At 38.4% G+C, this 25,780-nt stretch carries 25 protein-coding genes; 10 read left to right on the top strand and 15 right to left on the bottom strand.

Features of this window, described 5'->3' with window-relative positions:
* On the bottom strand, window positions 1-567 hold the full coding sequence (gene folE / locus ACZ430_RS09050; protein WP_297211372.1) for a GTP cyclohydrolase I FolE: 567 nt from the start codon (window positions 565-567) through the stop codon (window positions 1-3).
* A complete protein-coding gene (locus ACZ430_RS09045; RefSeq protein WP_297211375.1) occupies window positions 560-1,111 on the bottom strand; it encodes a 5-formyltetrahydrofolate cyclo-ligase in 552 nt (183 codons plus the stop codon). The genes folE and ACZ430_RS09045 overlap by 8 nt, the downstream gene beginning before the upstream one ends.
* Before the next feature lie 67 nt (window positions 1,112-1,178).
* Here ACZ430_RS09045 and ACZ430_RS09040 point away from each other — a divergent pair, with 67 nt between their 5' ends.
* The 10 genes from ACZ430_RS09040 to ACZ430_RS08995 all read left to right on the top strand — a co-directional run bounded on the left by ACZ430_RS09040 (window position 1,179) and on the right by ACZ430_RS08995 (window position 12,022).
* Window positions 1,179-2,408 (top strand): acetylornithine transaminase, encoded by a 1,230-nt coding sequence (locus tag ACZ430_RS09040; protein WP_297211378.1) that lies wholly within the window; start codon window positions 1,179-1,181, stop codon window positions 2,406-2,408.
* Window positions 2,380-3,279, top strand: a complete 900-nt coding sequence (gene argF, locus ACZ430_RS09035; protein ID WP_297211380.1) for an ornithine carbamoyltransferase — start codon at window positions 2,380-2,382, stop codon at window positions 3,277-3,279. Before ACZ430_RS09040 ends, argF begins: the two co-directional genes overlap by 29 nt.
* 6 nt (window positions 3,280-3,285) lie before the next feature.
* Complete coding sequence (gene mntA, locus ACZ430_RS09030; protein WP_297211383.1) at window positions 3,286-3,726, top strand: type VII toxin-antitoxin system MntA family adenylyltransferase antitoxin; 441 nt, start codon at window positions 3,286-3,288, stop codon at window positions 3,724-3,726.
* On the top strand, window positions 3,719-4,144 hold the full coding sequence (hepT, locus tag ACZ430_RS09025; protein WP_297211386.1) for a type VII toxin-antitoxin system HepT family RNase toxin: 426 nt from the start codon (window positions 3,719-3,721) through the stop codon (window positions 4,142-4,144). The genes mntA and hepT overlap by 8 nt, the downstream gene beginning before the upstream one ends.
* Before the next feature lie 95 nt (window positions 4,145-4,239).
* On the top strand, window positions 4,240-6,006 hold the full coding sequence (locus ACZ430_RS09020) for an L-lactate permease (protein ID WP_297211389.1): 1,767 nt from the start codon (window positions 4,240-4,242) through the stop codon (window positions 6,004-6,006).
* Window positions 6,003-7,394 (top strand): FAD-binding oxidoreductase, encoded by a 1,392-nt coding sequence (locus tag ACZ430_RS09015; protein WP_297211392.1) that lies wholly within the window; start codon window positions 6,003-6,005, stop codon window positions 7,392-7,394. The genes ACZ430_RS09020 and ACZ430_RS09015 overlap by 4 nt, the downstream gene beginning before the upstream one ends.
* Window position 7,395: 1 nt before the next feature.
* Window positions 7,396-8,703 (top strand): (Fe-S)-binding protein, encoded by a 1,308-nt coding sequence (locus ACZ430_RS09010; protein WP_297211395.1) that lies wholly within the window; start codon window positions 7,396-7,398, stop codon window positions 8,701-8,703.
* A 10-nt stretch (window positions 8,704-8,713) separates the two neighbouring features.
* Window positions 8,714-9,250: a LutC/YkgG family protein gene (locus ACZ430_RS09005; RefSeq protein WP_297211398.1), complete on the top strand. Its 537-nt coding sequence runs from the start codon at window positions 8,714-8,716 to the stop codon at window positions 9,248-9,250.
* Between the two features lie 12 nt (window positions 9,251-9,262).
* Entirely contained in the window at window positions 9,263-11,383 is a 2,121-nt protein-coding gene (gene ldhH, locus ACZ430_RS09000) for an L-lactate dehydrogenase (quinone) large subunit LdhH (protein WP_297211401.1), read from the top strand.
* Between the two features lie 216 nt (window positions 11,384-11,599).
* Window positions 11,600-12,022: a PPC domain-containing DNA-binding protein gene (locus tag ACZ430_RS08995; protein ID WP_297211404.1), complete on the top strand. Its 423-nt coding sequence runs from the start codon at window positions 11,600-11,602 to the stop codon at window positions 12,020-12,022.
* Here ACZ430_RS08995 and ACZ430_RS08990 read toward each other — a convergent pair.
* The 13 genes from ACZ430_RS08990 to ACZ430_RS08930 form a co-directional block, all read right to left on the bottom strand.
* Window positions 12,019-12,936, bottom strand: coding sequence for a histone deacetylase family protein (locus tag ACZ430_RS08990; RefSeq protein ID WP_297211407.1), 918 nt, complete (start codon window positions 12,934-12,936; stop codon window positions 12,019-12,021). The genes ACZ430_RS08995 and ACZ430_RS08990 overlap by 4 nt on opposite strands.
* Window positions 12,937-13,020: 84 nt before the next feature.
* Entirely contained in the window at window positions 13,021-13,518 is a 498-nt protein-coding gene (locus ACZ430_RS08985) for a hypothetical protein (RefSeq protein ID WP_297211410.1), read from the bottom strand.
* 65 nt (window positions 13,519-13,583) lie between these two features.
* A complete protein-coding gene (locus ACZ430_RS08980) occupies window positions 13,584-14,006 on the bottom strand; it encodes a hypothetical protein (RefSeq protein ID WP_297211413.1) in 423 nt (140 codons plus the stop codon).
* Window positions 14,007-14,020: 14 nt separating this feature from the next.
* Window positions 14,021-14,299 carry a hypothetical protein gene (locus ACZ430_RS08975; RefSeq protein WP_297211416.1) on the bottom strand — a complete coding sequence of 93 codons (279 nt, stop codon included), beginning with the start codon at window positions 14,297-14,299 and terminating at the stop codon, window positions 14,021-14,023.
* Between the two features lie 22 nt (window positions 14,300-14,321).
* Window positions 14,322-15,749: a DUF2330 domain-containing protein gene (locus tag ACZ430_RS08970; protein ID WP_297211419.1), complete on the bottom strand. Its 1,428-nt coding sequence runs from the start codon at window positions 15,747-15,749 to the stop codon at window positions 14,322-14,324.
* Window positions 15,746-17,953: a hypothetical protein gene (locus tag ACZ430_RS08965; RefSeq protein ID WP_464910562.1), complete on the bottom strand. Its 2,208-nt coding sequence runs from the start codon at window positions 17,951-17,953 to the stop codon at window positions 15,746-15,748. Before ACZ430_RS08965 ends, ACZ430_RS08970 begins: the two co-directional genes overlap by 4 nt.
* Window positions 17,954-17,965: 12 nt before the next feature.
* Window positions 17,966-18,397, bottom strand: a complete 432-nt coding sequence (locus ACZ430_RS08960) for a hypothetical protein (RefSeq protein ID WP_297211425.1) — start codon at window positions 18,395-18,397, stop codon at window positions 17,966-17,968.
* 93 nt (window positions 18,398-18,490) lie between these two features.
* The gene (locus ACZ430_RS08955; protein WP_297211426.1) at window positions 18,491-18,958 is read right to left on the bottom strand and encodes a hypothetical protein; all 468 of its coding nucleotides are present in this window, start codon (window positions 18,956-18,958) and stop codon (window positions 18,491-18,493) included.
* A 104-nt stretch (window positions 18,959-19,062) separates the two neighbouring features.
* The gene (locus tag ACZ430_RS08950; protein ID WP_297211428.1) at window positions 19,063-19,650 is read right to left on the bottom strand and encodes a hypothetical protein; all 588 of its coding nucleotides are present in this window, start codon (window positions 19,648-19,650) and stop codon (window positions 19,063-19,065) included.
* Between the two features lie 22 nt (window positions 19,651-19,672).
* Window positions 19,673-20,368, bottom strand: coding sequence for a hypothetical protein (locus ACZ430_RS08945; RefSeq protein WP_297211429.1), 696 nt, complete (start codon window positions 20,366-20,368; stop codon window positions 19,673-19,675).
* The gene (locus ACZ430_RS08940; protein ID WP_440871057.1) at window positions 20,365-21,675 is read right to left on the bottom strand and encodes a hypothetical protein; all 1,311 of its coding nucleotides are present in this window, start codon (window positions 21,673-21,675) and stop codon (window positions 20,365-20,367) included. The genes ACZ430_RS08945 and ACZ430_RS08940 overlap by 4 nt, the downstream gene beginning before the upstream one ends.
* Complete coding sequence (locus ACZ430_RS08935; RefSeq protein WP_297210975.1) at window positions 21,672-22,196, bottom strand: hypothetical protein; 525 nt, start codon at window positions 22,194-22,196, stop codon at window positions 21,672-21,674. Before ACZ430_RS08935 ends, ACZ430_RS08940 begins: the two co-directional genes overlap by 4 nt.
* Window positions 22,197-22,267: 71 nt before the next feature.
* Window positions 22,268-25,774 carry a hypothetical protein gene (locus tag ACZ430_RS08930; RefSeq protein ID WP_464910561.1) on the bottom strand — a complete coding sequence of 1,169 codons (3,507 nt, stop codon included), beginning with the start codon at window positions 25,772-25,774 and terminating at the stop codon, window positions 22,268-22,270.
* Window positions 25,775-25,780 lie beyond the last annotated feature (6 nt).

Raw genomic sequence — 25,780 nt, 5'->3', positions numbered from 1 at the left:
TTAATCCTCCCTGTGGCTAATAAGCTCAAGAGCCTCCTGACGAGTTGCCTGACTTCTCCTGAAAATTCCTCTTACTGCCGATGTAACTGTAACTGCTCCCGGTTTTTTTATACCTCTCATGCTCATGCAAAGATGTTCCGCTTCTATAACCACCATACAGCCCTTTGGTTTGAGTTTTTCCATTAAAATATTGGCCAGCTGGCTGGTAAGTCTCTCCTGAACCTGCGGTCTTTTGGAAAGATAGTCTAATGCTTTCGGCAGTTCACTTAAGCCAACAATTTTACCATCGGGTATGTAAGCAATGTGAGCATGACCGAAAAAAGGTAGTAGATGGTGTTCACATACGGAATAGAAAGGAATTTCTTTTATCAAAACCATTTCGTCATGGCTTTCTCCCTCGATGCACTTAAGTAAATCTTCCTCTGGCGGGAACAATCCCCTGAAAATCTCCTCAAACATTCTGGCAATTCTTTGGGGAGTCTCTCTTAATCCTGGTCTATTTATGTCCTCTCCTATGCCTTCCAGTATGAGCTTTACGCCTTCTTCAATTTTTTTCCTGTCAAACACAGCTTATACTCCTTTCATCTGTAATTATCATGTCAACTCTTTGGTCAAAGGGCTCATGCGGAATTTTATCTACAATCTGTTCCTCGTAGGCAATACCTATAGCAAAAGCTGTTCGTTTTAGCAGAAGTCTGTCATAAAAGCCTCCACCATAGCCAATTCTGTAGCAATTTTCGTCAAAAGCAACTCCTGGAACTAAAATAGCATCAACTTGAGCGAGAGAGGCTCGCTCTGAAGTTATTGGTTCAAGTATGGATTTAAAACCAGGAGACAATTGTCCAACTTTTTCTACCCAGAAAAGGTCTAATTTGTCATTGGCAACCTTTGGAAAAGCGGTTTTTATATTATTTTTTATACAAAACTCAAAAATTCCCCACGTATCCACCTCACTGCCAAAAGAAGCATAGAGCAGAATTCCCTTGTATCCCTTTTTCATTAAAAAATCAGCCACAGCTACTGCTATTTTTCTATCTTTCATTTTTCTAACTGACTCTGCAATGCTGTTTCTTATTTCAAGCATTTTTCTTCTTATATCTCTCTTGCTCATTTTACCTTTATCGTAAATATTTCAAATTATACCATTAACATCAATATTTATGGTATCATAAAGCTTTATGGAAGATAGGGATATCATAAAACTCTCAGAAAAATTCATAATGCCAACCTATTCAAGATATCCTGTTGTTTTGCGAAAAGGACGTGGCGTAAGAGTATGGGACGTTAATGGTAAAGAATACATTGACTTTCTTGCAGGAATTGCTGTTAATGTCCTTGGTCACTGTCCAAGAAAAGTCGTCATTGCTGTTCAAAAGCAGGTGCAGAGACTGATTCATGTATCTAATCTTTATTATACGGAACCCCAAATTGCTCTGGCTAAGATTCTAATAAAGAACTCCTTTGCAGACAGGGTATTTTTCTGTAACTCCGGCACTGAGGCAAATGAAGGAGCTTTAAAACTCGCAAGAATTTACATGAAAAACAAACTTGGTGAAAATAGATTTGAGTTTATCTCAACTTTGAACTCCTTTCATGGAAGAACTTATGGAAGTCTTAGTGTGACAGGCCAGGAAAAGTATCATCATGGATTTGAACCACTGCTTGAAGGCGTAAAATTTGTTCCCTTTAATGACATAGATGCTCTAAAGAAAGCTATATCAGATAAAACTTGCGCAGTAATTCTTGAGCCAATTCAGGCTGAAGGTGGAGTTAATGTAGCAGAAAAGGAATACCTAAGGGCTGTAAGAGAACTCTGTAACCAAAGGGGGATTCTACTGATTTTTGATGAAGTCCAGACAGGCATTGGTAGAACGGGAAAACTCTTTGCCTATGAACACTATGGAATAGAACCAGACATAATGACCCTTGCAAAGGGATTGGGTGGTGGAATTCCAATCGGTGCAATTCTTACTAAGGAAGAGATTGCTCAAGCCTTTGCTCCCAAAACCCATGCATCCACCTTTGGAGGCAATCCTGTTGCCTGTGCTGCTGCAGTGGCAACCTTAGAGACAATTCTTGAAGATGGATATCTTCTTGACTACTGCGGAAGAATGTCCAAGTATCTCATGAAAAAGCTTAATGCTATCAAAGAAAAATATCCTGATAAAGTTATAGAAGTTAGAGGAATGGGACTGCTCATTGGAATGGAACTCGCCCATAATGGAGTAGAAATAGTAAAAAAATGCCTTGAAAAGGGACTTTTAATAGGCACTGCAGGAGATGGTTCTGTGCTAAGATTTACTCCTCCTTTGATAGTTGAAAAAGAGGATATTGACGAAGCTGTCTCCATACTCGATAAAGCCTTTAAGGAGGTTGAATTTGAAGAGAGATTACCTGAGAGTCTTTGATTTAGATAGAGAGGAATTTCTCTCATTAATTGAAAAGGCAAGAGAGCTAAAAATTAATAGGAACATTTCCTATTGTCCTCTTATTGGAAAAAGCATAGGCATGATTTTTGAAAAACCTTCAACAAGAACAAGGGTTTCCTTTGAAGTAGCCATATATCAAATGGGTGGGCATCCTGTCTACCTAAGTCCTCGGGAACTTCAACTTTCAAGGGGAGAGACTATTAAGGATACAGCTTTGGTTTTATCTCGTTATTTAGATGCGTTAGTTGTAAGAACCTTTGAACATGAAAAGATTGAGGAACTTGCAAAGTGGGCAACAATTCCAGTCATAAATGCCCTTACAGACCTTCATCATCCCTGTCAAGCAATGGCTGATACGCTTACAATTTTTGAGAAAAAGGGTAAGTTTGAGGGAATAAAGATAGCTTATGTTGGTGATGGAAACAATGTGGCAAACTCTCTTATTGAGGCAGCTGCTCTCACTGGTGCTAATATTACTGTTGCCACACCACCAGGCTATGAACCAAATAAAGATTCAATTGATAAAGCAAAAAAACTCACCGAGGTTACAATTACAAACAATCCCTTTGAGGCAGTGATTGATGCAGACGTAGTTTATACTGATGTATGGCTAAGCATGGGCGAGGAAGGAAATGAAGAAAAAAAGAGAAAATTCAAAGACTTTCAAATCAATAACGGCCTTATAAAAAAGGCAAAGCCTGACGCTATAGTCATGCACTGCCTTCCAGCCCACAGAGGTGAAGAGATTACCGATGATGTGCTCGATGGACCTCAAAGCGTTGTCTTAGATCAAGCTGAAAACAGACTTCATACCTCGAAGGCAATCGTTGAATTTTTGCTAACTCTTTAAATTTAAATGGAAAAGGTCAAATTTTATAAACTCTCTGAAAGGCAAAGAAATAGACTTTTATCCCTAATAAAGAATGAACTGTTCGAAGACCCAAATGTTATCTTTGCCTATGTTTTTGGCTCATTTATTGACAAAGAATTGAAACGCTTTAAAGACATTGACATAGCCTTGTATCTTGAAGATAAATTTCCCCGTGAAAATTTCTTAGACTATTCGCTTCAACTTGCCGTTGAGCTTGAGAGTGAAATAAAGAAATACCCAATTGACATAGTTATTCTAAATGATGCTCCACTTAGCCTAAGCTTTCAAGCCACCCAGGGAATACTTCTTTTCTGCAAGGACGAAAACCTATGGATTGACTTTGTCACAAAAGTCTGGTCTCTCTATCAGGACTACGAGATTACCTCAAGAACCGTGCTTGCTGATATGCTTGAAAAACATGATTGACAGAAATAGACTTATAAATTATATCAGCGAGATTATAAATGCATTGAAAGTTTTAAAAGAGTATTCAAAACTCACAAAAGAAGAGTTTCTAAACTCTCCTCAAATTATAAGAGATGCCAAATACTGCTTCATAATAGCCTCGCAAGCCTCAATTGATATATGCTATCATCTCACAGCAAAACTCATTAAGAAAGCTCCAAAGGACTACTCTAACTGCTTTGAAATTCTCAAAGAATTAAAGGTTTTCAATGAACAAACCCTAAGAGAGCTGGCAATAATGGCAAAATTCAGAAATCTTCTTGTTCATCACTATGTTAAAGTTGACGACAGCAAAGTCTTTGAAAAACTCTCGGAAATTAAATGTTTTGAGGAGTTCCTTGACCAGTTAAATCTTTTAATCAAAAATCAACCTCTGTAGGAATTTTCCTACAAAAATGTAGGATTTTTCCGATTTACAAGCTTTCTTTCAATTTGCATAATTATATAAAAAATTAATCACAGGAGGGTGTCTTTATGCCATGGAAAATTAATGTTGACCCACTTGGAAGTCTTGCCCTCAGTGCTCTTGTTGCAGCAGTGCCTATTTTCTATCTTTTCTGGGCACTTGCTTACAAGAGGATGAAAGGGCATTGGGCAGCAATCTCTGCTGTTGTTATCGCCATGTTAATCTCTATTGTTGCCTACGGAATGCCTGTTAATCTTGCAGTACTATCTACTTTCAACGGTTTTATCTTCGGACTATGGCCTGTTTGCTGGATTGTCGTAACTGCCGTATACATCTATAATCTATCAGTTGAGACAAAGCAGTTTGAGATTATCAAAAACTCTCTTGCCACAATCACCGATGACAGAAGAATTCAAGCAGTAATCATTGCTTTTTCTTTCGGTGCATTCCTTGAAGGTGCAGCAGGTTTTGGAACTCCCGTTGCAATCTCTGCAGCAATGCTCGCAGGACTTGGATTTAATCCAATCTATGCCTGTGGAATATGCTTAATTGCAAATACCGCACCCGTTGCCTTCGGTGCAATCGGTATTCCCATTGTTGTTGGTGCAGGAGTTTCAGGCGTAGATATGATGGCATTAAGTAAAATGGTCGGTAGACAGCTTCCTTTCTTCAGCGTTCTTGTTCCATTCTATATGGTCGTTGTAATGGCTGGATGGAAAAAGGCAGTAGAGATATGGCCTGTTCTTCTTGTAAGCGGAGGTTCTTTTGCGTTAACCCAGTATGTAGTTTCAAACTACATAGGACCATATCTACCAGATATACTTTCTGCAATCATATCAATTATTGCAACTGTTATATTTGTTAAGATTTGGCATCCAAAGGAGTCCTGGACATTCTCTCATGAGACCTGTGCAGAAGGGAAAGCTTGTCTTCAGTATTCCTTCGGTCAGGTCTTCCGCGCCTGGGCACCTTTCATACTTCTTTCGATATTTGTTGCTGCATGGGGTATAAAGCCAGTTAAAGCCTATCTTGACCAGATTGCAACTTTAAAATTCCCAATCACCGGTCTTGACAAAGCTGTAATTGACCATTTAGACAAACCTAAAGCTGCAGTCTATGCTTTTAATATTCTTTCAGCAGCGGGAACAGCAATTCTCTTTGCAGGAATTCTCTCAATTCCTGTTATGGGAGCATCTCTCAGCACAGCCCTGAAAGTTGCAGGAAGAACTCTTAATCAGCTTAAGTGGCCTATTGTGACAATAGGAACAATCCTCGGCTTTGCCTACTTATACAACTTTTCAGGAATGGCTATAACGCTCGGCTATGCCTTTGCATCAACAGGTGCAGTTTTCCCGCTCTTTGCAGCCTTCCTTGGTTGGCTTGGAGTTTTCATGACCGGTTCAGATACCTCATCCAATGCACTATTTGGAAAACTTCAGGAAGTTACAGCCCGTCAGCTTGGAATTGACCCGGTGCTTACCGTTGCAACCAACTCCTCTGGTGGAGTTTTTGGAAAAATGATATCTCCTCAGTCAATTGCCGTTGCTACAGCAGCAACGGGTTACGTAGGACATGAAGGAGACATTTTCAGATTCACCCTCAAGCACTCTATCATACTTACACTTATTATGGGAGTTCTTGCAATGCTTCAGGCTTATGTATTTACATGGATGATTCCTCAGTGGGAACAGGCAGTGCAGGCAGCTGTGCAAGCAGCAAAACCAGCCCAAGCCGCTCCCTCAAGTGATGGACTAACATACCTTGTAGCAACTTTTGCCGTTTCAATTTTCATAGTTATACTTTCAAGAGTAATCGGCAAGGGAGTATTAAAATGATAGATAGTGCTTTTATTGAGAGATGTAAAAGCATTTTCGGTGCAGAAAATGTTCTTACAGACAAGGCAGAACTCATTGCATACAGTTATGATGCTACCCCTGGGATTCCCCGTGAGATTCCCGGGGTAGTTGTTTTTCCTGAAAATACCAAGCAAATTCAGGAACTTATCTTTCTTGCAAGGCAGACAAAAACTCCAATCTATCCAAGAGGTGCAGGAACCTGTCTAAGTGGTGGACCAGTACCTTTAAGTAAAGGAGTGGTTGTCTCTTTTCAGAAGATGAACAAGATTATTGAGATAGACCCAGACAACCTTACAGCCACTGTTCAGCCTGGTGTAGTTGTTGCTGACCTCAATGCAGCTGTTTCCAAGTATGGACTGCTCTATCCTCCAGACCCTGGCTCAATGGCAACATCAACAATAGGAGGAAACGTGGCAGAGAATGCCGGAGGACTTCGTGGCTTAAAATATGGAGTTACCAAGCATTACATCATGGGAATGGAAGTAGTGATGCCCACTGGAGAAATTTTCCGTTTTGGTGGAAAATGTGTTAAAAATGTCACTGCCTATGACTTTACCCATCTGTTCGTTGGCTCAGAGGGAACACTTGGAATTATTACTGAAATAATCTGCAAACTTATACCAGCACCAAAGTATCGTAAATCCATGCTTGCCATATTTGACAAGCTTGAGGATGCAGGAAAAACTGTGACAGACATAGTTAGGGCACACGTTATTCCTGCTACCCTTGAAATCATGGACAAAGTTACAATCCAGACCGTTGAAAACTTCGCTAAAGTTGGACTTCCCACTCAGGCAGAGGCACTATTGCTCATAGAAGTTGACGGCATGGGTAAGGACTCCGTTGAATGGGAAGCAGAAAAATGCGTTGAAATCATCAAGCAGAATAATGGTAAATACAAAATTGCTGAGACCGATGCAGAAAGAGACTCCCTATGGGCTGCCCGTAGAGCAGCACTTCCAGCACTTGCCCAGGTAAAGCCTGCAACAATTCTTGAAGATGCAACAGTGCCAAGAACAAAACTTGTAGATATGCTTGTGGCAGTTCAAAATATTTCAAAAAAATACGGTCTCATGATTGGAACCTTCGGACACGCAGGAGATGGAAATCTTCATCCAACACTCCTCATTGACCCAATGAACAAAGAGGAGATGGAGAAAGTTCATAAAGCTGTTGATGAGATTTTTGAGGTAGCACTCTCCTTAGGTGGCACTCTCTCTGGTGAACATGGCATTGGTGTGGCAAAGCTTAAGTATCTGAAAAATGAGATAGGTCGCTCTGGCATTGAAACAATGAGAAGAATTAAACAATCCCTTGACCCTGACAATATCCTAAACCCCGGGAAACTTGTTCCAATGGAGGACTAAGGTGACCGTAGCGGCTAAAACAATATTTGATGATGTGGAACTTCTAAAGAAAGAGCTTGTAAGATGCATGAAATGTGGAAACTGCATGTCCGTATGCCCAATCTACAGTGTTGAGAAAAAGGAGTCCTCTGTTGCCCGTGGAAAGATTGCCCTTGGAGAAGCGGTGCTAAGTGATGACATAAAAATTGATGATGAAACCCTTGTAAAATTGATATTTAACTGCCTTGTCTGCAAATCCTGTATGCTTGCCTGTCCCTCTGGTGTTCGCTTTGACAGGATTATTCTTGGGCTCAGGGCAGCAATTGCTAAGAAAAAGGGAATTCATTTCATAAAAAAAGCACTATTTGGACTTCTAAAGAAACCTGAACTTTTTGACAAGGGAATGAAAGCCTTTGCAGCCATGCAGGGACTTTTTCTTAGTCCAGAGGAACAGGGAAAGCGTGCACCGAGAGGATTCCTAAAGGGAGTAAGCCCGAGGTTTGACGAAAAATTCATTATACCGGAGCTCACCAAGGAAAGTTTCCGAGATAGAGTAAAGGAAAAAGAGGAAGTCCCTCAAGCACAGGCTAAAGCTTTGTTTTTCACTGGCTGTTCTGTAAACTATCTCTACCCTGAGGTTGGTGATGACTTAATCTATGTTCTAAAGAGAAATAAAGTCTCTGTAGTCACTCCAAAGAAGCAGAACTGCTGTGGAATGCCTGTAATGGTACATGGTGATATTGAAACAGCAAGAGAGCTTGCTCAGAAGAACTTAGAAGTATTTGAAAAAACAGGTGCAGACTATATTATTACAGTATGTGGCTCCTGCGGAAGTGCCTTAAAGCATGAGTATCCTATAATCCTTGAAGGAACAGACTACGAAGAAAAGGCAAAAAAGTGGGTAGAGAGAGTTCATGACATATCAACTTTTCTTTTAAAAGTAATAAGGTTTGAATCACCTAAGGGAAATCTTAATCTTAAAGTTACATACCATGACTCATGCCATCTTAAGAAGTCAATGAAAGTCTTTAATGAGCCAAGACAGATTCTTAAGACCATTCCCGGACTTACCTTGATAGATATGAAAAAACCTGATGCCTGCTGTGGAAGTGGTGGAAGTTTTCACCTTACCCATGCAGACACAGCCCTTAAGATAGTTAAATCAAAAACTGAGGACATAAAGGGAACCGAAGCTGAGATTGTTTGTACTGGATGTCCAGCCTGTATGATGGAGCTCTTTGAGGGTATAAAGAGATTTGGAGGAAATTGTAATGTAACCCATACAGTTAGTCTTCTTGCTGAGTCTTATAGGTCTGAGCAAAAATCTTAGGAGGAACTTAATGTTTGAACTCTTTAAACAAAAGGCAGAGGCAATAAGTGGAGAAGTTCATTCTTTCAAAAGTAAAGCAGAGGCACTTGATTTTATAAAGAATTTCATTAGGGAGAACACTTCAAATCAAAGCTCCAAATCAGTAGTTTGGTGTGACTCTCCCTTTCTTGAGGGTGTTGATAAGGACTCACTCATAGAGGAACTTCCCCAGATTGAGTTTAACATAGACCTTAACTCGGCATCCTCAGCTAAAGTAGGAATAAATCAGGTGGACTACGGTGTAGCTGAAACTGGAAGCCTCATAGAGATTTCTGAAGATGTTAAGAGAAGACTTTGCTCTACTTTGCCTGAGATTCACATAGCCATTCTGCCCATGAGCAGAATTGAGCCTGACCTTGAGAGTGTAATGAGAAAGATTGATATAAATAAAATTCCCTATCTTACTGTAATTAGCGGTCCCAGTAGAACCGCTGACATAGAGAGAGTCCTCACAATAGGAGTTCACGGACCGGAAAGATTAATCATTGTTTGCATAGATAACTTTTAAGGAGGAAACTTAATGATAAAGGAAGAGATAAAGAAAGCTCTTCAAAATGCTAATCTTGGAGGAGCTCTTACCCGTTTCTCTGAAGCATACGCAGTAAGTAGAGCCCGTGCTTATGAGGGGCTTAATTTTGAAGAGTTAAGAGAGAAGATAGCCAGAGCTAAGGCATATGTGGCAGAAAATCTTGAGGAGATTGTTCAAACCTTTATCCGCTCTGCCGAGAAAAATGGAGCCAAAGTTTTCTATACAAAATCTCCTGAAGAGGTAAGAAAATACATAATAGAGCTTGCAAAAAAACACAATGTGAAAAGTATCGTCAAATCCAAATCAATGGCTACTGAAGAGATTCATCTTAATAAATACCTCAAAGATGAAGGAATAGAGGTCAACGAAACAGACTTAGGAGAATGGATTATCCAGCTTGCAGGACAAAGACCCTCTCACATGGTGCTTCCAGCCATACATCTTACAAGATATGATGTCTCAGAGGTATTTACCAAAAAAGTTGAGCCCATTGAGCCAGACATAGCCCGAATGGTCAAGTTTGCCCGTAAACACTTAAGGAGAAAATTCCTTGCTGCAGACATGGGAATCTCTGGTGCCAACATTGCCATCGCTGAGACAGGAACAATTGTTCTTTTCACAAATGAGGGTAATGCCCGTCTTACAATGACACTGCCTAAAATTCACGTGGCAGTAGTGGGAGTAGAAAAATTAGTTGCCCGCTTTGAAGATATCTTCCCAATAATCAGGGCTTTACCAAGAAGTGCCACAGCTCAGCTCATTACAAGCTATATATCCTTTGTTTCAAAACCTTATACCCACATAGATGGCTCTCAAAAGGATTTTCATATTGTGCTTCTTGACAATAATCGCTCTTCAATTGCTAAAGACCCTGTGTTCAAGCAGACTCTTCAGTGCATCCGCTGTGCTTCCTGTCTGAATGTATGCCCAGTTTTTAGGCACATTGGAGGACATGTTTTTGGCAAAGTTTATACTGGTGGAATTGGAACAATTCTTACAGCATGGACAGAGGGACTTAAAGCTTCAAAGGACATACAGGGACTTTGCATTCAATGTGGAAACTGTGTAAGAGTCTGCCCTGGAAAAATAGACATTCCCGAACTGATACTTGAGATTAGAAAAAGACTTGCAAAGGAAGAGGGATTAAGCTTTAAAACAAAGGCAATTTATTCGGTAGTAAACAATAGAAAACTTTTCCACTCAATACTCAGAGCAGCTTCAAAGATACAAAAACCCTTTGAAAAAGGAGGTTTCATAAGGCATCTACCCTTTTTCCTCTCTGAACTGACTGCTGAGAGAAGTCTTCCTGCAATTGCCGACATTCCCTTTAGAGACAGGTTTAAGAAAATTAGGCAACCCAAGTCTCAGAAAAAGGCTATTTTCTTTGCCGGTTGTCTCATAGACTTTGCCTATCCTGAGATTGGAGAGGCACTGGTAAAGCTTCTTAATGCTGCAGGCATAGAAGTTCTTTTCCCAGAGGAGCAGACTTGCTGTGGAGCACCAGCAAGATACTCAGGAGTAATGGATGTGGCAGCCAATAACTCAAGGCAGAACGTAGAGGCATTAATATCTATTGATGCAGACTACATTGTCTCAGCCTGTCCTACCTGCACAGTAGCATTGAAAACACAGTTTATAAAAGACCTAAAGGAACAGAATTATGGCGAGGAAATCATAAGAAAAGCTCAAAAGTTAAGTGAAAAGGTAAAGGATGCCTCAGAGTTAATAAATTCTCTCATAAAAGAAGGCAATATTAAATTTAAAGATGGTAAAGAACAAGTATTTACCTATCATGACCCATGCCATTTAGTGAGAACTCTAAACATTCAAAAAGAGCCACGGGAAAGCCTCTTAGCTTCAGGAATGAAAATTACTGAGATGTTTGAGTCCGATACTTGCTGCGGTATGGGAGGTTCATACTCCCTTAAATTCCCTGAGATATCAGGAACAATTCTCAAGAGAAAACTTGAAAACATAAAGAAAACTCAGGTATCCCTTGTTTGCACAGACTGTCCGGGCTGTGTAATGCAGATAAGGGGAGGAGTTGACAGAGAGGGACTAAACATTGAAGTGAAGCATTCAATTGAAGTTCTTGCTGAGAGGATGGACTAAAATTGAATAAAACTCAAATGTTCAAGCACTATAATCATTTAGATGCTTTCTATATTTCTATAATTCCAGGATTTTTTTACTTGTCATTCCGAGGAGCGTAAGCGACGAGGGAATCTCATACTTTACCGATACCCCTCGCTATCGGTCGGGGTGAAAAAAACATTCAAGGTAAAAAAGTTGCTTAAGAATGATAAAACAAATTAACAGGAGGCAACTATGATTAAAGATTTCAAAATCAAAAGAATCCTTCAGGGAAGACTTTTTAAAGGAGATGAAATAGTCGCAAGCATTACAAAGATAGCGAGGGATAAGGGAATAACTGCCGGTGTAGTAAACGGAATAGGTGCTGTAGAGAGGGCAAAAATTGGCTACTATGACCAGAGAAACCGTAAATATATGTCTCAAGAATTTTCTGAGCCTATGGAGATATTGTCTCTAAAAGGAAACATCTCCATCAAAGATAATGAACCCTTTCCCCACATCCATGTTGTTCTATCAAGAGAGGACTATTCATCTATCGGTGGACATCTTTTTGAAGCCCAAGTTTTTGCCTTTGAATTTGAGATAATTGAGTTTGAAGGCACTGCCTATGAGAGAGGATTTGATGAGGATACAGGACTGTTTCTTTGGAAAGGCTAAGCTAACATCTCCTCAAGAGTTACTTTGACACATTCGGCAAGAGAGTTGAGATTGTAGCCACCCTCAAGAACAAATATCTTTGGAGCCCATGAGGAGTTGAGAATGCTTCTTACGATACTTCTTACTCCCTCTGTGGTGACATTTATGTAGCTCATCGGGTCATCCTGATGCATGTCATATCCGGCAGAGACAAGAATTAGGTCTGGTTTAACTTCCCTTATCTTCTGTGGAACAATATCTTGAAAAATCGTCAGATACTCCCTTGTTCCTGAACCTGCCCTTAAAGGCACATTGTAAGTGCAACCCTCACCCTTTCCTCTTCCACTTTCAAGCTCTCTACCTGTGCCTGGATAAAAGGGAAACTGATGGGAGCTAAAATAAAAAACTGAACAGTCATCCTCAAAGATGTGTTGAGTGCCATTTCCATGATGAACGTCAAAATCTATAATAAAAATCTTTCTATACCCCTTTGTTTTTGCATAGGCTGCTCCAACAGATACGTTATTGAAGATACAAAATCCCATTGCTGTGTCAATCTCAGCATGATGTCCAGGCGGTCTTACTGCACAGAATACCCGGTCAAACTCCTTGCTGTAAACTCCATCGACAGCATCAAGGACTGCACCAACTGCATGGAGAGCAGCCTCATAACTGTATTCGCTTATATATGTGTCTGGGTCTATGTAGCCAGGAGGAGAGTTTTTTACTCTCTCTATGTAATGAGGCTCATGGACTAAGGCAATCTCTTCTTCTGTAGCTCTCCTGGGCTTAATATGAATAAGCCTTTCCCAGATAGTTTCCTTTTTTAGTCTATTTACTATTGATATTAGCCTTTCTTTTGATTCAGGGTGACCTTCTGGAGTTTCATGTTTTAAAAAAATATCATCATAGGCAAAAGCAACCTTCCTATCCATAGAAAATGATATCGCATCAGCCACTTAAAAAGTCAAGTTTTTCCTAATATCTGAGAAGTCCGAGGAGGAATGCACTCATTTTTATTACTTACTTATTCCAAAAAGCCTCCTTTCCCGCATTGAGTATAGCTTTGGTTTACTTTCGAAAAGTTTGAATATAAGAATACTCTGTCCAGAGTCTTTAACAGCTTTGCCTGTTTTTATATCCACATAAGTTCTATTAAAATTTAAAGTAACCTGAATGAACTTGCCTGTCGAGTCAATAGTTATATTGTTAATGCTATATCTTAATTCAATGTTGTTGAAATTACTGAAATCTTTTCTTACGCTCCATTCAAGGTCTGTTCTCTCACCTGTGTAATCCTCTGCCACATATTTCATAAAGCTTGCCACATTTCTGCTTTTGTATGCTTCTATCATGCTGTCCAGCGTCTGTTTTACCTCTCGCTGAATCTGAAACACAGACTTCTCAAGATTATCGGCCTGCTCAACCTTCTTTGGTTTTTCAGCCATTGAGAAAGAGAAACTCGGCAAAAAAATTAAAAACAATGCAACGAAAAGAACACTCCTTCTGATTAGCATATAAGCCTCCTACGAGTATTGAACTGTTTAAAAATTTCTAATATAACTTACTTACAAAAATCCTCTTAACCTCTTGTGCCAATAACACAGTTAGTGCACTTAGGCTTATTCCTCTGGTCAACTTTGTCAATAGCCTTATCGATGGTATCTTTCACTTTGTCTGTCAATGTCTTATCATCTTTTTTCTCGCCAGAAGAGGATTTATTTGAATTAGATGTGGCAGTCGAGTTGGAGACATTCACATCATAGCTCGAACTTTCAGCATAGAGATTAACCATAGACTTCTTATCATTATCAGACTTTGGCTTTTCTGTCTTTTTACATACAGGTCTACAAGTATCGCAAGGACAATAACAGTTTGGTGGATTACCCCATGCTTCAAGAGTGGCTTTACAGTCTGTTACAGGCTTTGGTGTGGGAATCTGTTCTGCATAGGATAGAGCGGTTAAAGATAAAACGATGAAACTAATGATAAGAAAGTTTTTCATTTTTACACCTCCTTTTATTGTTTTTCAATTTTTGGCTTTGGTGTTGGAATATACTGATTGCCCCAACCTGTATTAGAATCTCTTGGTCCGTCAAAGCCTCTTCCCGCACTGCTTCTTGCATCTTCTGCAGGACTGTTTAAGTTTTTATAATCAATTCCTCCTTGCGACTGCTGCTCTGCTCTGTGACTGCTACCTGAAATACCCTGTGCACTGTCATAGGGTTTGTCATAGGCGTAGGATACTCCATAAAAAAAGCACACTGATAATAGTAGGAGAATCAAAGACTTCTTCATAATATTTCCTCCTCTTATTTTTTTATTCATCAACGTATACATAATAATGTGTTGGTTTCGGCTTTCTTGTATCAACTCTAAAAATACATCTATTGCTTAAATAGACTATGTCATATTCAGTGTAGATGGCATAAAGCGTTATCATTCTCTCGGTTAAATCTGTGCTTTTCAGATTGTCTGATACTTTTATCACTTCATATATGCTACGATCATCCTTTCTTATTACATCGCCCATCTTCAGTGGTTTGTTAATTTTTATTCTAATGCTTGATGGTGGATAGAGAGGTCCAAATCCACCAATCTGCAATGATTTTATTTCATAGATATCAATAGGAAATACTGTTCGCACTCTGTAACCTTCTGGTTTCATTGAGGAAAAATCTTTTCTCCATTTTTCAAACTGGTTCTTTATTTCGTCTGTTAATACTACACATGAGTCTTTGCTGATTTTCTGCCAGCTTTTATCTATTGCAGTAAGAGTGGCGTCAATTAAGTCCTTTTTAAAATTCTGTCTATCTTTAACTATTTTTGATATGTCTAAATTCAAGTCATCTTTGAATCTATACTCGCCTCTGTAGCGAAGCATTTGGATATATAGTTTTTTGTCTTTGAGGAAAAAGTTGTCTAATTTTTCATAAATTAAACTTAATTCAGAAATAGTTATCTCTGCATGATTGCTAAGCATTGGCATATTGTATTCAGGAAAGGGTTTTGAAATCTCTCTCATCTCTCTCCTTGTTCCCTCAAAAAACTCAGGCATTATCATGACTATCTCAACCCTTCCCTCTCCTCCTATAGTGTTTGATGTTTTAAGTGGATAATAGAGCTTATCAGTCTTAAATCTGTAAATTAATGGTTCAACTCTCTGGAAAAGATTTTCAACTTTCACATAGTCAAAAACAAAGTATTGGATACCTCTCTGAATATAGTCATTAGCAACTTCTGAAATGTTCTTTAAGGTTTTAGACTCTACTCTAATTTTTTTATTTTTGAGAAAATTCAAAACCCATTCATTAAATCCCTCAACACTGTTAATCTTTATCACGGTTACATCGTGAGGTCCAATCTTTTTGCTTTCCCTTACCTCAACTGGTTCTGATAGAGGAGAACCTTTGAAATATAATTCCTCAAAACTCAATCTCTTTTTATTTATTATTTTATTCATTTCTTTGAAAGGGTCTCCTTTGGCAAGCTCAACTTCTGGTTCAGAGGGAAATGGAATAAACTCAAGTGCCTCTGTTGCCATATTTGCCTGAAGCTCTGTCTCAAGAATCAGAACTTCCTCTTTAAAGTTATGGAATATTATAGCCTTCTGGGCAGACTGGGTAAATCTGGCATCACTGTCCCACCAGAAAAGTCCCCTGTCGGCTGAAGAATCCGTAGAAATTAGCACAAAAATAAGAGCTATTATCAGTAAAAAAGTTTTTTTCAAGTTATAACACCTTATCATTTAAATATCTTCTTAAATGCATCTTTCAGTTCATTGATTGCCTTTTCAAAAACATTATCACCAGTGTTTTCAGAGCCTTGCTGTGTCTGTGTATTTTGTTGTTGTTTCATCTCCTCTGCTTTTTTCAGGTTTTCATTGTTGAATTTTGCTTCAATGGGTTTGTTTTTCTGCTCTCTTTCTTCCATTTTCTTTACTGTTTCTTCTGCTTCTTTTAATTCAGCTGGTGTAGGTGCCCATATCATAGTTCCATCAATTACCATATAAGAAGGCTGATATTTTTTATCGCTTTCTGACATTTTCTCACGAAACTCTCTTTGGGTCTTAACATCGCCAAGTTTTTCTATGCTTTTCTCTGCCCATTTAACCGCCTTTTGTTGCCTTGGTGTTAGTTTTGGAAAAACTTTATCGCTTGCAAGATGGTCTATCCATTTACTGCCAAGATATGTGGTTAAATCATAAAATAAACCTTCATAGTCTGCTTTACCAAATTTACAGAGTATTCCAGTTACATTTAAAAACTCATCTATTATTTCACCGTAAGCAGGAGTTTTTTTAAGAATTTCAAGCATCAAAAACTGGTCAGCATTCTGTGCCTCAAAAGCACAAACGAGGCTCACCATATAGTGTTCAGGCATTTCTTTTGATACAACTGCAAGAGCATCTGATTGAACTAATGTTTCATCAATTCCTCCAAGGTCTCTGCCTTCTTCATCTGTTAAAACCAACTCGCCTACTATTCTGTAGTTGTGAATTCCGTCACTCATCATTTTTACTGCAGGATAGGCATACTTGGTTATGTTGTAGACTGTCTCTTCTCCTGAATCATAAGACAACACTGTAAGAACATTGTTTCCACCTGAAGATGCCATTACAGGTGTTATTTTTGTTATTCCGTTAAATACTTTGTCTGCTGGAAGGTTTGCAGGCTTATTTACCCATTGAGGCTTAAGCCTTATACCGACTGTCTGCCCATTCCATACTTTCCGTGAAGCACTGCTAAAGTAAAGCCCAAGATTTAACTTAGGAAAATGCTTACTTACCAAAGAAAGAGTAAAGGGGTGTCTGTCTCCGTATGCACCCTGCACTGCTTTAATCTTATCAAAGGCAAGACCTAAACCAACATTGACTGTTGCAATGTCTCTTTCCTCACCTGTGCTTACTTTTATTTCATACTTCTTTGGTTGTGTAACTTTACCACCATTGTAATAAAATAATGCCTCTGCAATGCCTTTGTTGTCTGATTTAGTTTCTATGGTAACACCTTTTTTATTTCCTATAACTAAATAAGCATCTTTAGGACTTTTAACTATATGAAATGTTACAGGTGTATTTGGCTTTGTCTCTGCTATTATTTTTGCAGGTAACTTGTTTGTTGCAGGCAGGTAGGCATTGCTCCACAGGTCATCTCCTGCAGCAGAAGGCATTGCGATTACTCTGACAGGTATTTCTTCCTTTTTTGGTTGTTCTTTGATTGCTTCCTTTGATTTTTCTACAGGTTGTTCAACAGAAAGACTTTTACCCATTAATTTAGCAACTGCTGATTCACCAAGTTTTTTTAGTGTATCAATATCATATGCAGTAACTTCTATAAAAACATTAGCATAACTCCAAAGACCTACATAAATATTGTAAAACTTTTGTCCACCAGCCATAGCACATTGTTTATATATGTAATAGTTTGACTTAAAAGGAATGGTAGATATTTTATCTGGACTTGCATAAAAATCACACTTATTGTGTTCCTCTGGCAGATTAGATTCTACAAACAAATGAGGACAGTTACCACCTGAGCAAACATTCCTTATTTTTTTGCCAATAATCTCCAAATACGCATAGGTATTAGGATGAACTTTTTTCCCGCCAAAGTACTTCTGAGCATTTTCCCATGAGACAACATAATAATCAAGTGTTACTAATTTCCCCTTTATTGGCCATTCAAAGTGTAATTTTTTACCGTGTTCTCTTTCATCAGTTTTTCGTGACAAACCTCCTTTAGTTGTAGCCTTTAACTCTGTTATGGTGCCTCCATAAAATTTAAAGGACACAGGCTTAAAATTAAGAAGTTCTTTCGGTACCATATCAGAAACAAGAGGAGGATTGTATTCATCAAGAGATTTTTCAAAGTAAGGAGTTTGAGCCTGAGCAACAAGTGTCTGTGAAATTAAAATTAAAAGAATTGAAAGAAAATAAAAATACTCTCGCATTTCCTCTCCTTTCTAAAACCAAATTTTATATTCAAACTCATAGCCGTTCTGCTGGGCTATTTGTTTTATTTTCTCCCTAATCACTTTAAAATCAAATTTATAACTGTATTTCTGCCCAAATAGGTTTGACTGTTCCTCGATAGTTCCTTCTGTTGGAGCACCAAATCCCTGTTTGGTTTTGTATGTTTTAAATGTAAAACCTGAACTCATCTCATCATCTCCTGCAGATGAAGATAGCCCAAAACCTGTCTCCTTTAGCATTTCGGAAAAAATAATCTTTCTATAGATATCATCAATTTTGAATTTGATTATATACATGAGTTTCTTTCTTGAAAGAAAGGATTTTCTCTCTGCTATAACTGTCTCAAATTTATAAGTATCCTTCTTTTCTTCCAGACTGCCATTATAATTCTGCAGTAGTTTTTTTATCTCATCAATAAGCATTTTTCCTCCTTCGGCTCTTTGATTTTTTATAAATTAAAACCCACCCCTTCATTTCTGGTCAGGGGCGGGATGATGCTTCATACTTAATTTATTTTACTGTTTTCTGAACTCATACCAACCTGTCTGAGGAGTGTATTTTAAAAAGTTGCCGTTCAAAACTTTGACAATCGCATAGTCCTTTCCAAGAATTATGTTTTTATCGAGCATTGCTGTAGAGTCATCAACGGTCACTCTCTCATAAACAATCCATCTGTGTTTTGAAAAGTCATAAACTGCAATTGTGCCTATGCCTGCAGCAAGAGCAAGATTGTCATTAATCTGATTTACGAAACCTTCAACTTTTGAACGGGTTATGGTTGTCATTTTCAGGAATTGCCATTTCTTAAGAGTAGTATCATAAACTGAAGCACCTTTAAAACCATACTTAAGCGTCATGGTCTTGCTTGAAATCGGTGCAAAAGCAGGTGTGCCTACATCCGAAGGGTCCTGGGCGTAGAGATTAATAGAGCAAATCAATGTAAATACTACAATCGATGTTAAAGCCAAAATTTTTGTTTTCATTTTTTTCTCCTTTTCTTTCCTTTTTAAAAGCAGGAGGAGACCCTTCAGAATGACAGGAGAGGGGGTGTCACTCTTGTTGAAGAAAGTCTCCTCCATTTTCATCCTTATTTCTTTAATCCTTTTGGGTCACATGATATAAGTTGAGGAAATTTCGGGTCTCTGACACAATTCTGCTGTTGATTCTGTGTCTGATTTTGCACTTGAGCGTTTTGTTTGTTCTGGTTTTGTGTTTGTTGAAACGCAGGTTTTCCTCCCATGTCCTGCTCCATAAGTTTATATTTAATGCTATCGTCTTTTTTAACTGGTTGTTCTTCGGTGCGAGGTTTTGAAACAAAGATAGCATTGTTAGGGTCTGGAATGGTTTTAGTTTTAGTTACACTCATAGATTTAAGATTCTGCTGAGACCATTCTTTTACTTTCTGCATGTCGTCTTTTTCTTTCTGAGGAATTGGTGGTTTCATCTGTGCTTGCATATCTGGTGAAGTCTTATTAGGGTCTATTTTCTCACCATGTGCTTTACCCTGAATAAAATCTTTTAAATTGGGATTAATTTTTACATCATTATTGCCTGGTTTTTTTATCTGCGAAGGATAATTAGGGTTAGAAGAAGAATTCGGTTGTGCATAGGAAGCAGAAAATAGCAAGCACACGATACCAAAGGCTAAAACTACTGACATGATTTGCCTTTTCATTGCTTTTTCCTCCTTTTTTTTATTAATAACAGTATAAATTTAATTCAATAATCTGACTTTCTCGCGGAGTTGGGCCAGCACTTTCAACTGCCACAAAGTCTATACGAACTGGTTTGGGCTTAAGTTGCATAAGGTCTATGTTAGGAATTTCCCCTTTATCGTATGTTCCTGCATAAGTCCTAAATCTGTTTACAATTTCTGTTCCTGTTGGTAATCCCTCTTTGCCCAATGAAGTAAATCCAAGCCAAAATACACTATCCGGACCAAAAGGATGGAGAGAAAACTTGTGATGGGCAACACCCTTCTCATCTGTGTAACCTACAATTATTGCCAGAGGAGCAACGAGATTCGGTGCTGCAAAGTCTTTCTCTTTGAGAATTCCCCAAGCAGCATAGACAGTTAGTTTCTTACAATGAGACACAGGTATACTTACATTTTTCATTATCCCTATTCTGTATTTATTGTTTCCTTTAAAAGATACGCCCAGATAATCAAGCGTTATGTCTCCTTTACTTTCAGACTTAACAGCTTTACCGTAAGGTCCCCACTCGTAAACATACCAACCTTCCTCAAAGTCAAAGAAAGGTTTTTGAGGGTATCCACGAAGTGTTACAAGTTTTGACTTAGGTAAAAGAACAGTCATCGCGAGTGAATATGTGGAAATACCAAAAACAATCGCCAAAACTAAACCAATTGAAATTAACTTTCTACTTTTCATTTTTCTTTCTCCTTTCTTTGATTTTCCCATATTAGACTCAATCTTTCCATCTTGCCGCACCCTTTGAACAAACCTGAGCTTTTGTCCTCCCAAAAATCTTGCAATTTTAATTCGTTCGAATTGTAATCACCCTTTAAAAAACTCACTCCGTCAGGGACAACATTTAATTCTGCTCTCTTTTCTTCAATCATGCTTACACTTAAATAATAAGTTATCATAGACATAACAGGCTTGTTGTCAAAGGTCGTTCCTTCAGGTGGAAATGGCATAATGCCTCTATCTTTCGGAGATGAAGCATAATAGATAGGGCCGTTAGGTGAACATTGGGTAACACATACTTTATCATTACACATCTGTTTAGAAGTCATTAAATCCCTTGTAACATTTATCACTCCGATTGTACCTTCTGCAGTAAAGGTCATTTCGCTTATTTGACTACCCTTTACTTTTATCTGCCTCTTCGTTAAACCGGGTTTGTTTTGAAAATCTATGGCAGTAATGAAAAAATCGCAATCATAAGCATTGGTTGAAAATCTGACCTTTACAGTTCCCTTAGAAGGCAACTTGAACTGGAAATTATCAGTATAATCCCCATAATGCATATAGCCAACAATTGTCTCATTGAGAGGAAAATTTCTGTTCAATTCAGGCTTGACTTTAAAAAGTTCTTCATCTTCAAATATATATCTACCTGGTTTGTTTGGATTTAACTCTTTAGGAAGAAATACTGGCTGAACTTGCTGAGTTTGAGAGGAAGAAGAACCTTCTAAGGTTACACTAAAACCATAGCTTACTGGAAGTCCAATCGAATGTCCCTGATATGTAAAAGGCACGTTTTTTGTTGAGCCATCACCAAAAGGAGTAAGTCTGTAGTCTCCCTTTTCATAGCATTTCCTCGCAGACCATTGCTTGGGAATGTGTAGTTCTGCCACTTTCACGGGAAAACTAATTATTATGTAGCCTTCTTTAGAGGATGCGTTAAATGTGTAATCAATTGTTTTATCAACCCTGTTGTCAAAATTTTTCTGAGAAGCTCCGAAGCCAACTATCTGAACTAACATCACACATGTAGAAGGAACATCGTAAAACTTCACTCTCACCTTTCCTGTTGAAGGAAGTAACACTTTGTAGTGGTCAAGGCCATCCTCATGATGCATAATTCCAAGAACTTTTTTATTGAGAGGTATCAATTGAGCTTTGAGTATCTCGTTATTAGGCTCTTGCTCAAGAACTTCGTAAGCATAGGAATAAAACGATAAAGTTAAAAAAGTTAGCACAAGTGAGATTAGAAAAATTAATTTCTTCATTTCCCTTTCTCCTTAATTTTTCCTTTCTTACATGTCAAACTTCCATCATCCTTAACCTTACACAAAACTCTCCACCAATTAGGCCTGCCCTTAAGAGTATCACCTCCTCTACACTCTAAAAGGTCTTGGTTTTTGCCTGCGATTTTTCTACAAATACCTAAATAGTTTCTTTCTTCGTCAACAAGCAATCTCTCAGCTCCATCATCCTCCGTCAATAACAAATAGCCACCGTAATGCCTTATTCTTGGCTCACATCCAAAGTATCCTACGAACTTTGCCTTCTTTCCAGAAAGGAAGTTTCCTTCAATTACCTGAACTATCAAAAATTTATCGTAATCATCTCCGGCAAAATCGGTAAAATCTGGACAGACAGGGCAAACATGCCTATTTCCCTCCCTTACAGGCTCTACAGGGCAGAGTTTTTTAATGAGTTCAAGCTTTAAATCAGCTGCATGAACGCCCTGAGAGACTATAATTACCATGAGAATAGGCATTATCATTTCTTTTAGCTTTGTTTTCATATTCAGAGTATATAAAATCTCTCTTTCACCTTCAAGGTAAAATTACCATTACCTCTTCTTTTCAAAGAACACTATTTTATATACCAAAATCTTCCACTTATTGTTCTGCTAATCTTTGCTTTTTTTGAATTGCTGTCAACTGTCACTTCCTCAACCACCGAAGACTTCTCTTCATGCTTTATATTACGTTTATAAATCCGGCTTGTGATTGTCACATCGTAGGAAATTCGAAAAACATCAGAGCTCATAGGATCAATTTTCAAATTCTGCAAATTAAATCTTACTTCATCAAAGGTCTTGAAAGTTCTTCTGAGATTGTCATGTAAATCGGCAAGGGTTGTCCCGTCTCCAGCAGACCAGCTATCCCCAAGAAAGCTCATCACAAGAGAGTCATTCCTTGACTCATAGGCAGATTTAAATCGAGCGTAAAGTTCATTAATTGTGCTTAATTCTCTCGTAAGCATTGCCAATCTCTCCTGTTCCTGTTGCCTTGCTTGCTCTTCCTGTTTTCTCATTGCCTCTTCCTGTGCTTTTCGCCACCATTCATCACTCTGTTCCCTCTCTTTTTTCATTCTCTCCTCTATTTTGTAGCCAGTCCGTTCGTCAATAAACTTCTTAATTTTGTCATAGACTTTAACATACTGCTCTCCCAAAGGATGTTGAAAATACTGTGAGTGACCTTTTATATCGCCTTCTATAACGTCTCTTATCTTCCAACCTGCTACATGGTTGTTATCTTTAAGAACAGTCAGGGGAATTAGAGTGTCTATATCATTCATAACTCCGTTAAATTCGTTATCTGTGAGCTTCGTAGCAGTTTTATCTAATAAAAGGTTAGCTTGCATTAGTCCGCTTTTATAGATAGGCTGTTCTCGGCTGAAGATGGGAATAAAGTTCTCTTCTGGCGCTTTTTTTATGCCCTCTCCCCGAGCAAGCCTAAGCATCTTTTGATACTGATTAGGGGCATATTGTTTGATAAAACTCATAACAGGATATTTATTCCATCTATCTTCAAGCATTTTTGCATATTCTTCAAAGTCTTTTTCTGTGGCATAATGCCTATATGGATTATCCATTATTGCCATATTGTCCTGTCCCAGAGAAAGTGCAAGCTCGAAATCATTAGGTCCTACCTTAAAAATTTTGTTGGCTATCTGGTCCTTGAAAAATGAATCAACCTGTCTGGCTTTTTCCAAAAGCCATTCTCCATCTTTTTGACGATTTGAGGCATCCGTATCAAGAATTTGAACAAGCGTTTTTAAATCTCTATCTATTTGTGATATCAATCCTGGAACTCCTTTTGCTGTGTCCTCAATAATTATCAATAATTCCTTTAGCTTGGAAATATCCAAAGCTCCCCTTTGGGAAAATCCAACTACGGGTTTAACAAATATCTCGATTTCTTCCATTTCTCTTTGAGAAACCTTTGGAAATTGGGTCCATTTATTCGCTGAATCTCTCCATACGGGAATCCACTTGTTGCAAATCGAAAAAATTCTATCAGGATTTTTAATCCCACTCAGAATAGAATTCCCAAGAGATGCCAGATGTCCATTTAAATGATAAATCTTATCATTAGGGCCGATGACGTTACCGATCTTTGTATGGACATTAGACTGTGCTTCTTTTAAAAACCATTCTAAATTCTCTGAACATTGAGAAGGATTGTCATAGCCAGTTATATTAAAAAAAGCTAAATCAGGGAGTTTACCACTCACTGCATAGAGAGGAAGGCTCTTTATCATCTCTTGAATAATGGCATAATATTGTCCCCACTGGGACTGACGGGTTTTTTTTAAGCCATCATAGACTGAATAAATTTCACTTAAATTGCCTGAGCCTGAGTTAAAGGTCTCATAGGTGACCCACTCCATCGCTTTGAACGCTTCTGTTGCTATGGCAACTGCGCCTCCCAAATTACAATTCTCTCGAGCGAGTATCATCGAAGTTTCTTTTGTCCAGGGTCTACTGGCTATCTCTTTTACTGCCTCTTCTCTTTTAGCAATTGCCTTATCAAGATTAAGTTTCATTTCTGCATAATACTTATCTATTTCTTCTTTATGTTTTTTCCATTCTTCTATTAATTTAGATGCGACATCAAAATCACCAGACTTAAGGAGCGATAAAACCTGAGGCTTCAGTTTTTCAATATCATGCTTCCACGTACTAAATGGCTTGAGTATAGAAGAAAAATATCTTTGATAGTAAGATTGAACATCTGCAAAAGTACAAATAGTGACCTCTATAATCTGGTCACCTTCGCCCCTAATTCTTGAAATAACAGGATATTGCCCAGAACTTATGGAAATTGAAGAAGGGTTTTGAACTAATTGCTCATTATAGGAGGGTAAAGATTTTTCATATTCCTTCTCAAGTTCATACCATTTTTTTAACTGTTCTTGAAGAGAACGAGATAAAGTTTCCTCCCCGATTAAGCGAGCGGCACTGTAAGAGCGAATGAGATTTCCCTTCCATAGGTCTATAATTTCCCTTACCTGTCGGAGTTTTTTAGGATCTGCCAAGTCACTTCTTGCCTTTTCAAGTGCCTGAGGACTTTGAGCTAAAAATTCTCTGTATTTTGGGAGTTCTTTTCTATACTGAGCTTTCTGTTTAAATTCTTTGAATAATTCATCAATATTCCCAGAAAATGCCCTCATTCTTTCAACAAACTTCTGAAACTCTGCCATTTCCTGATGCACTCTTGCTTGTGCCCATGCCACTTTTACCTGTTTGTTCAAATCTTTGATTAATAGCATTATCCAGGTGCGGGCTTTATTTCTTAATTCGGTGGCAAGAGCTTCTATTTCTGCACTTCTTGCGGAATCTGCTCCTGAACCAATCTCTTGCCAGCTTGAAAGCCATTGTCCCCAGCTCTGTTCAGGCCATTCATCACCAAGAACTTTACGGACATAAGTTTTCATAAGGTTTCTGGCTTGGTCATTGGTCATTAAATATTTATTAAAAAAGTAATCTACAGTGTCTGCGCTCTCCGGGATTAGTCTGGGTTGGTCTTGTCCTGGAGTTATGGTTCCCATTAATCTTCTATCATTGTTTAGCATACCGTAAAGAGCTTCAATCTCAAGCTCTGCCTTTGTATCTTGAACAAGTTTATGGGATTCATAAGCAATTTTACAGGCAGACCAAGCAGTCTTCACAACGGGATGGTCAAAATGACTTACTGCTGCATCTATGCTGACAAAAAGTGCTTCGTCATATTTGCCCTCTCCAACTTTAGTTGCAAAATCAGTTATCTGCTGAAGAATTTCAAGAGACTTTTTAATCTTATCCTTAGCCTGTTTAGATACAGCATCTACATCGTCAAGCTGGCCTGTCCAGAGCTTTTCATAGCCTCCTATAGAATTCCACATCCAGTCGTCAAGCTGACCCTTTGCAAACTCACTAAGTCCATTCTGGACATTTTGCTGGTCTGCAATAGCCTGAGCAACATCTAATCCCAGTTTAAGCCCTGCTGGGATGTCATCGGCTTTAGTAAGTGCTGCAGCAGAAACCTCCTGTGGAGCCCTAAGGAGACAAACTAAAATAAAAGCAAAAATTAAGAGAAGATGCTTTATTCTCATTATAGA

It is taken from the genome of Thermodesulfovibrio sp. TK500a (genome assembly GCF_055381765.1).
Note: the sequence above shows the minus strand (reverse complement) of the source record. Positions and strands in the feature narration are given on the sequence as shown.

Coding starts and splice junctions, on each gene's coding strand:
- ACZ430_RS09045 (WP_297211375.1), bottom strand. CDS start 1,111: ATGAGCAAGAGAGATATAAGAAGAAAAATGCTTGAAATAAGAAACAGC.
- ACZ430_RS09040 (WP_297211378.1), top strand. CDS start 1,179: ATGGAAGATAGGGATATCATAAAACTCTCAGAAAAATTCATAATGCCA.
- mntA (WP_297211383.1), top strand. CDS start 3,286: ATGGAAAAGGTCAAATTTTATAAACTCTCTGAAAGGCAAAGAAATAGA.
- hepT (WP_297211386.1), top strand. CDS start 3,719: ATGATTGACAGAAATAGACTTATAAATTATATCAGCGAGATTATAAAT.
- ACZ430_RS09020 (WP_297211389.1), top strand. CDS start 4,240: ATGCCATGGAAAATTAATGTTGACCCACTTGGAAGTCTTGCCCTCAGT.
- ACZ430_RS09015 (WP_297211392.1), top strand. CDS start 6,003: ATGATAGATAGTGCTTTTATTGAGAGATGTAAAAGCATTTTCGGTGCA.
- ACZ430_RS09005 (WP_297211398.1), top strand. CDS start 8,714: ATGTTTGAACTCTTTAAACAAAAGGCAGAGGCAATAAGTGGAGAAGTT.
- ldhH (WP_297211401.1), top strand. CDS start 9,263: ATGATAAAGGAAGAGATAAAGAAAGCTCTTCAAAATGCTAATCTTGGA.
- ACZ430_RS08995 (WP_297211404.1), top strand. CDS start 11,600: ATGATTAAAGATTTCAAAATCAAAAGAATCCTTCAGGGAAGACTTTTT.
- ACZ430_RS08990 (WP_297211407.1), bottom strand. CDS start 12,936: ATGGATAGGAAGGTTGCTTTTGCCTATGATGATATTTTTTTAAAACAT.
- ACZ430_RS08985 (WP_297211410.1), bottom strand. CDS start 13,518: ATGCTAATCAGAAGGAGTGTTCTTTTCGTTGCATTGTTTTTAATTTTT.
- ACZ430_RS08980 (WP_297211413.1), bottom strand. CDS start 14,006: ATGAAAAACTTTCTTATCATTAGTTTCATCGTTTTATCTTTAACCGCT.
- ACZ430_RS08975 (WP_297211416.1), bottom strand. CDS start 14,299: ATGAAGAAGTCTTTGATTCTCCTACTATTATCAGTGTGCTTTTTTTAT.
- ACZ430_RS08970 (WP_297211419.1), bottom strand. CDS start 15,749: ATGATAAGGTGTTATAACTTGAAAAAAACTTTTTTACTGATAATAGCT.
- ACZ430_RS08965 (WP_464910562.1), bottom strand. CDS start 17,953: ATGCGAGAGTATTTTTATTTTCTTTCAATTCTTTTAATTTTAATTTCA.
- ACZ430_RS08960 (WP_297211425.1), bottom strand. CDS start 18,397: ATGCTTATTGATGAGATAAAAAAACTACTGCAGAATTATAATGGCAGT.
- ACZ430_RS08955 (WP_297211426.1), bottom strand. CDS start 18,958: ATGAAAACAAAAATTTTGGCTTTAACATCGATTGTAGTATTTACATTG.
- ACZ430_RS08950 (WP_297211428.1), bottom strand. CDS start 19,650: ATGAAAAGGCAAATCATGTCAGTAGTTTTAGCCTTTGGTATCGTGTGC.
- ACZ430_RS08945 (WP_297211429.1), bottom strand. CDS start 20,368: ATGAAAAGTAGAAAGTTAATTTCAATTGGTTTAGTTTTGGCGATTGTT.
- ACZ430_RS08940 (WP_440871057.1), bottom strand. CDS start 21,675: ATGAAGAAATTAATTTTTCTAATCTCACTTGTGCTAACTTTTTTAACT.
- ACZ430_RS08935 (WP_297210975.1), bottom strand. CDS start 22,196: ATGAAAACAAAGCTAAAAGAAATGATAATGCCTATTCTCATGGTAATT.
- ACZ430_RS08930 (WP_464910561.1), bottom strand. CDS start 25,774: ATGAGAATAAAGCATCTTCTCTTAATTTTTGCTTTTATTTTAGTTTGT.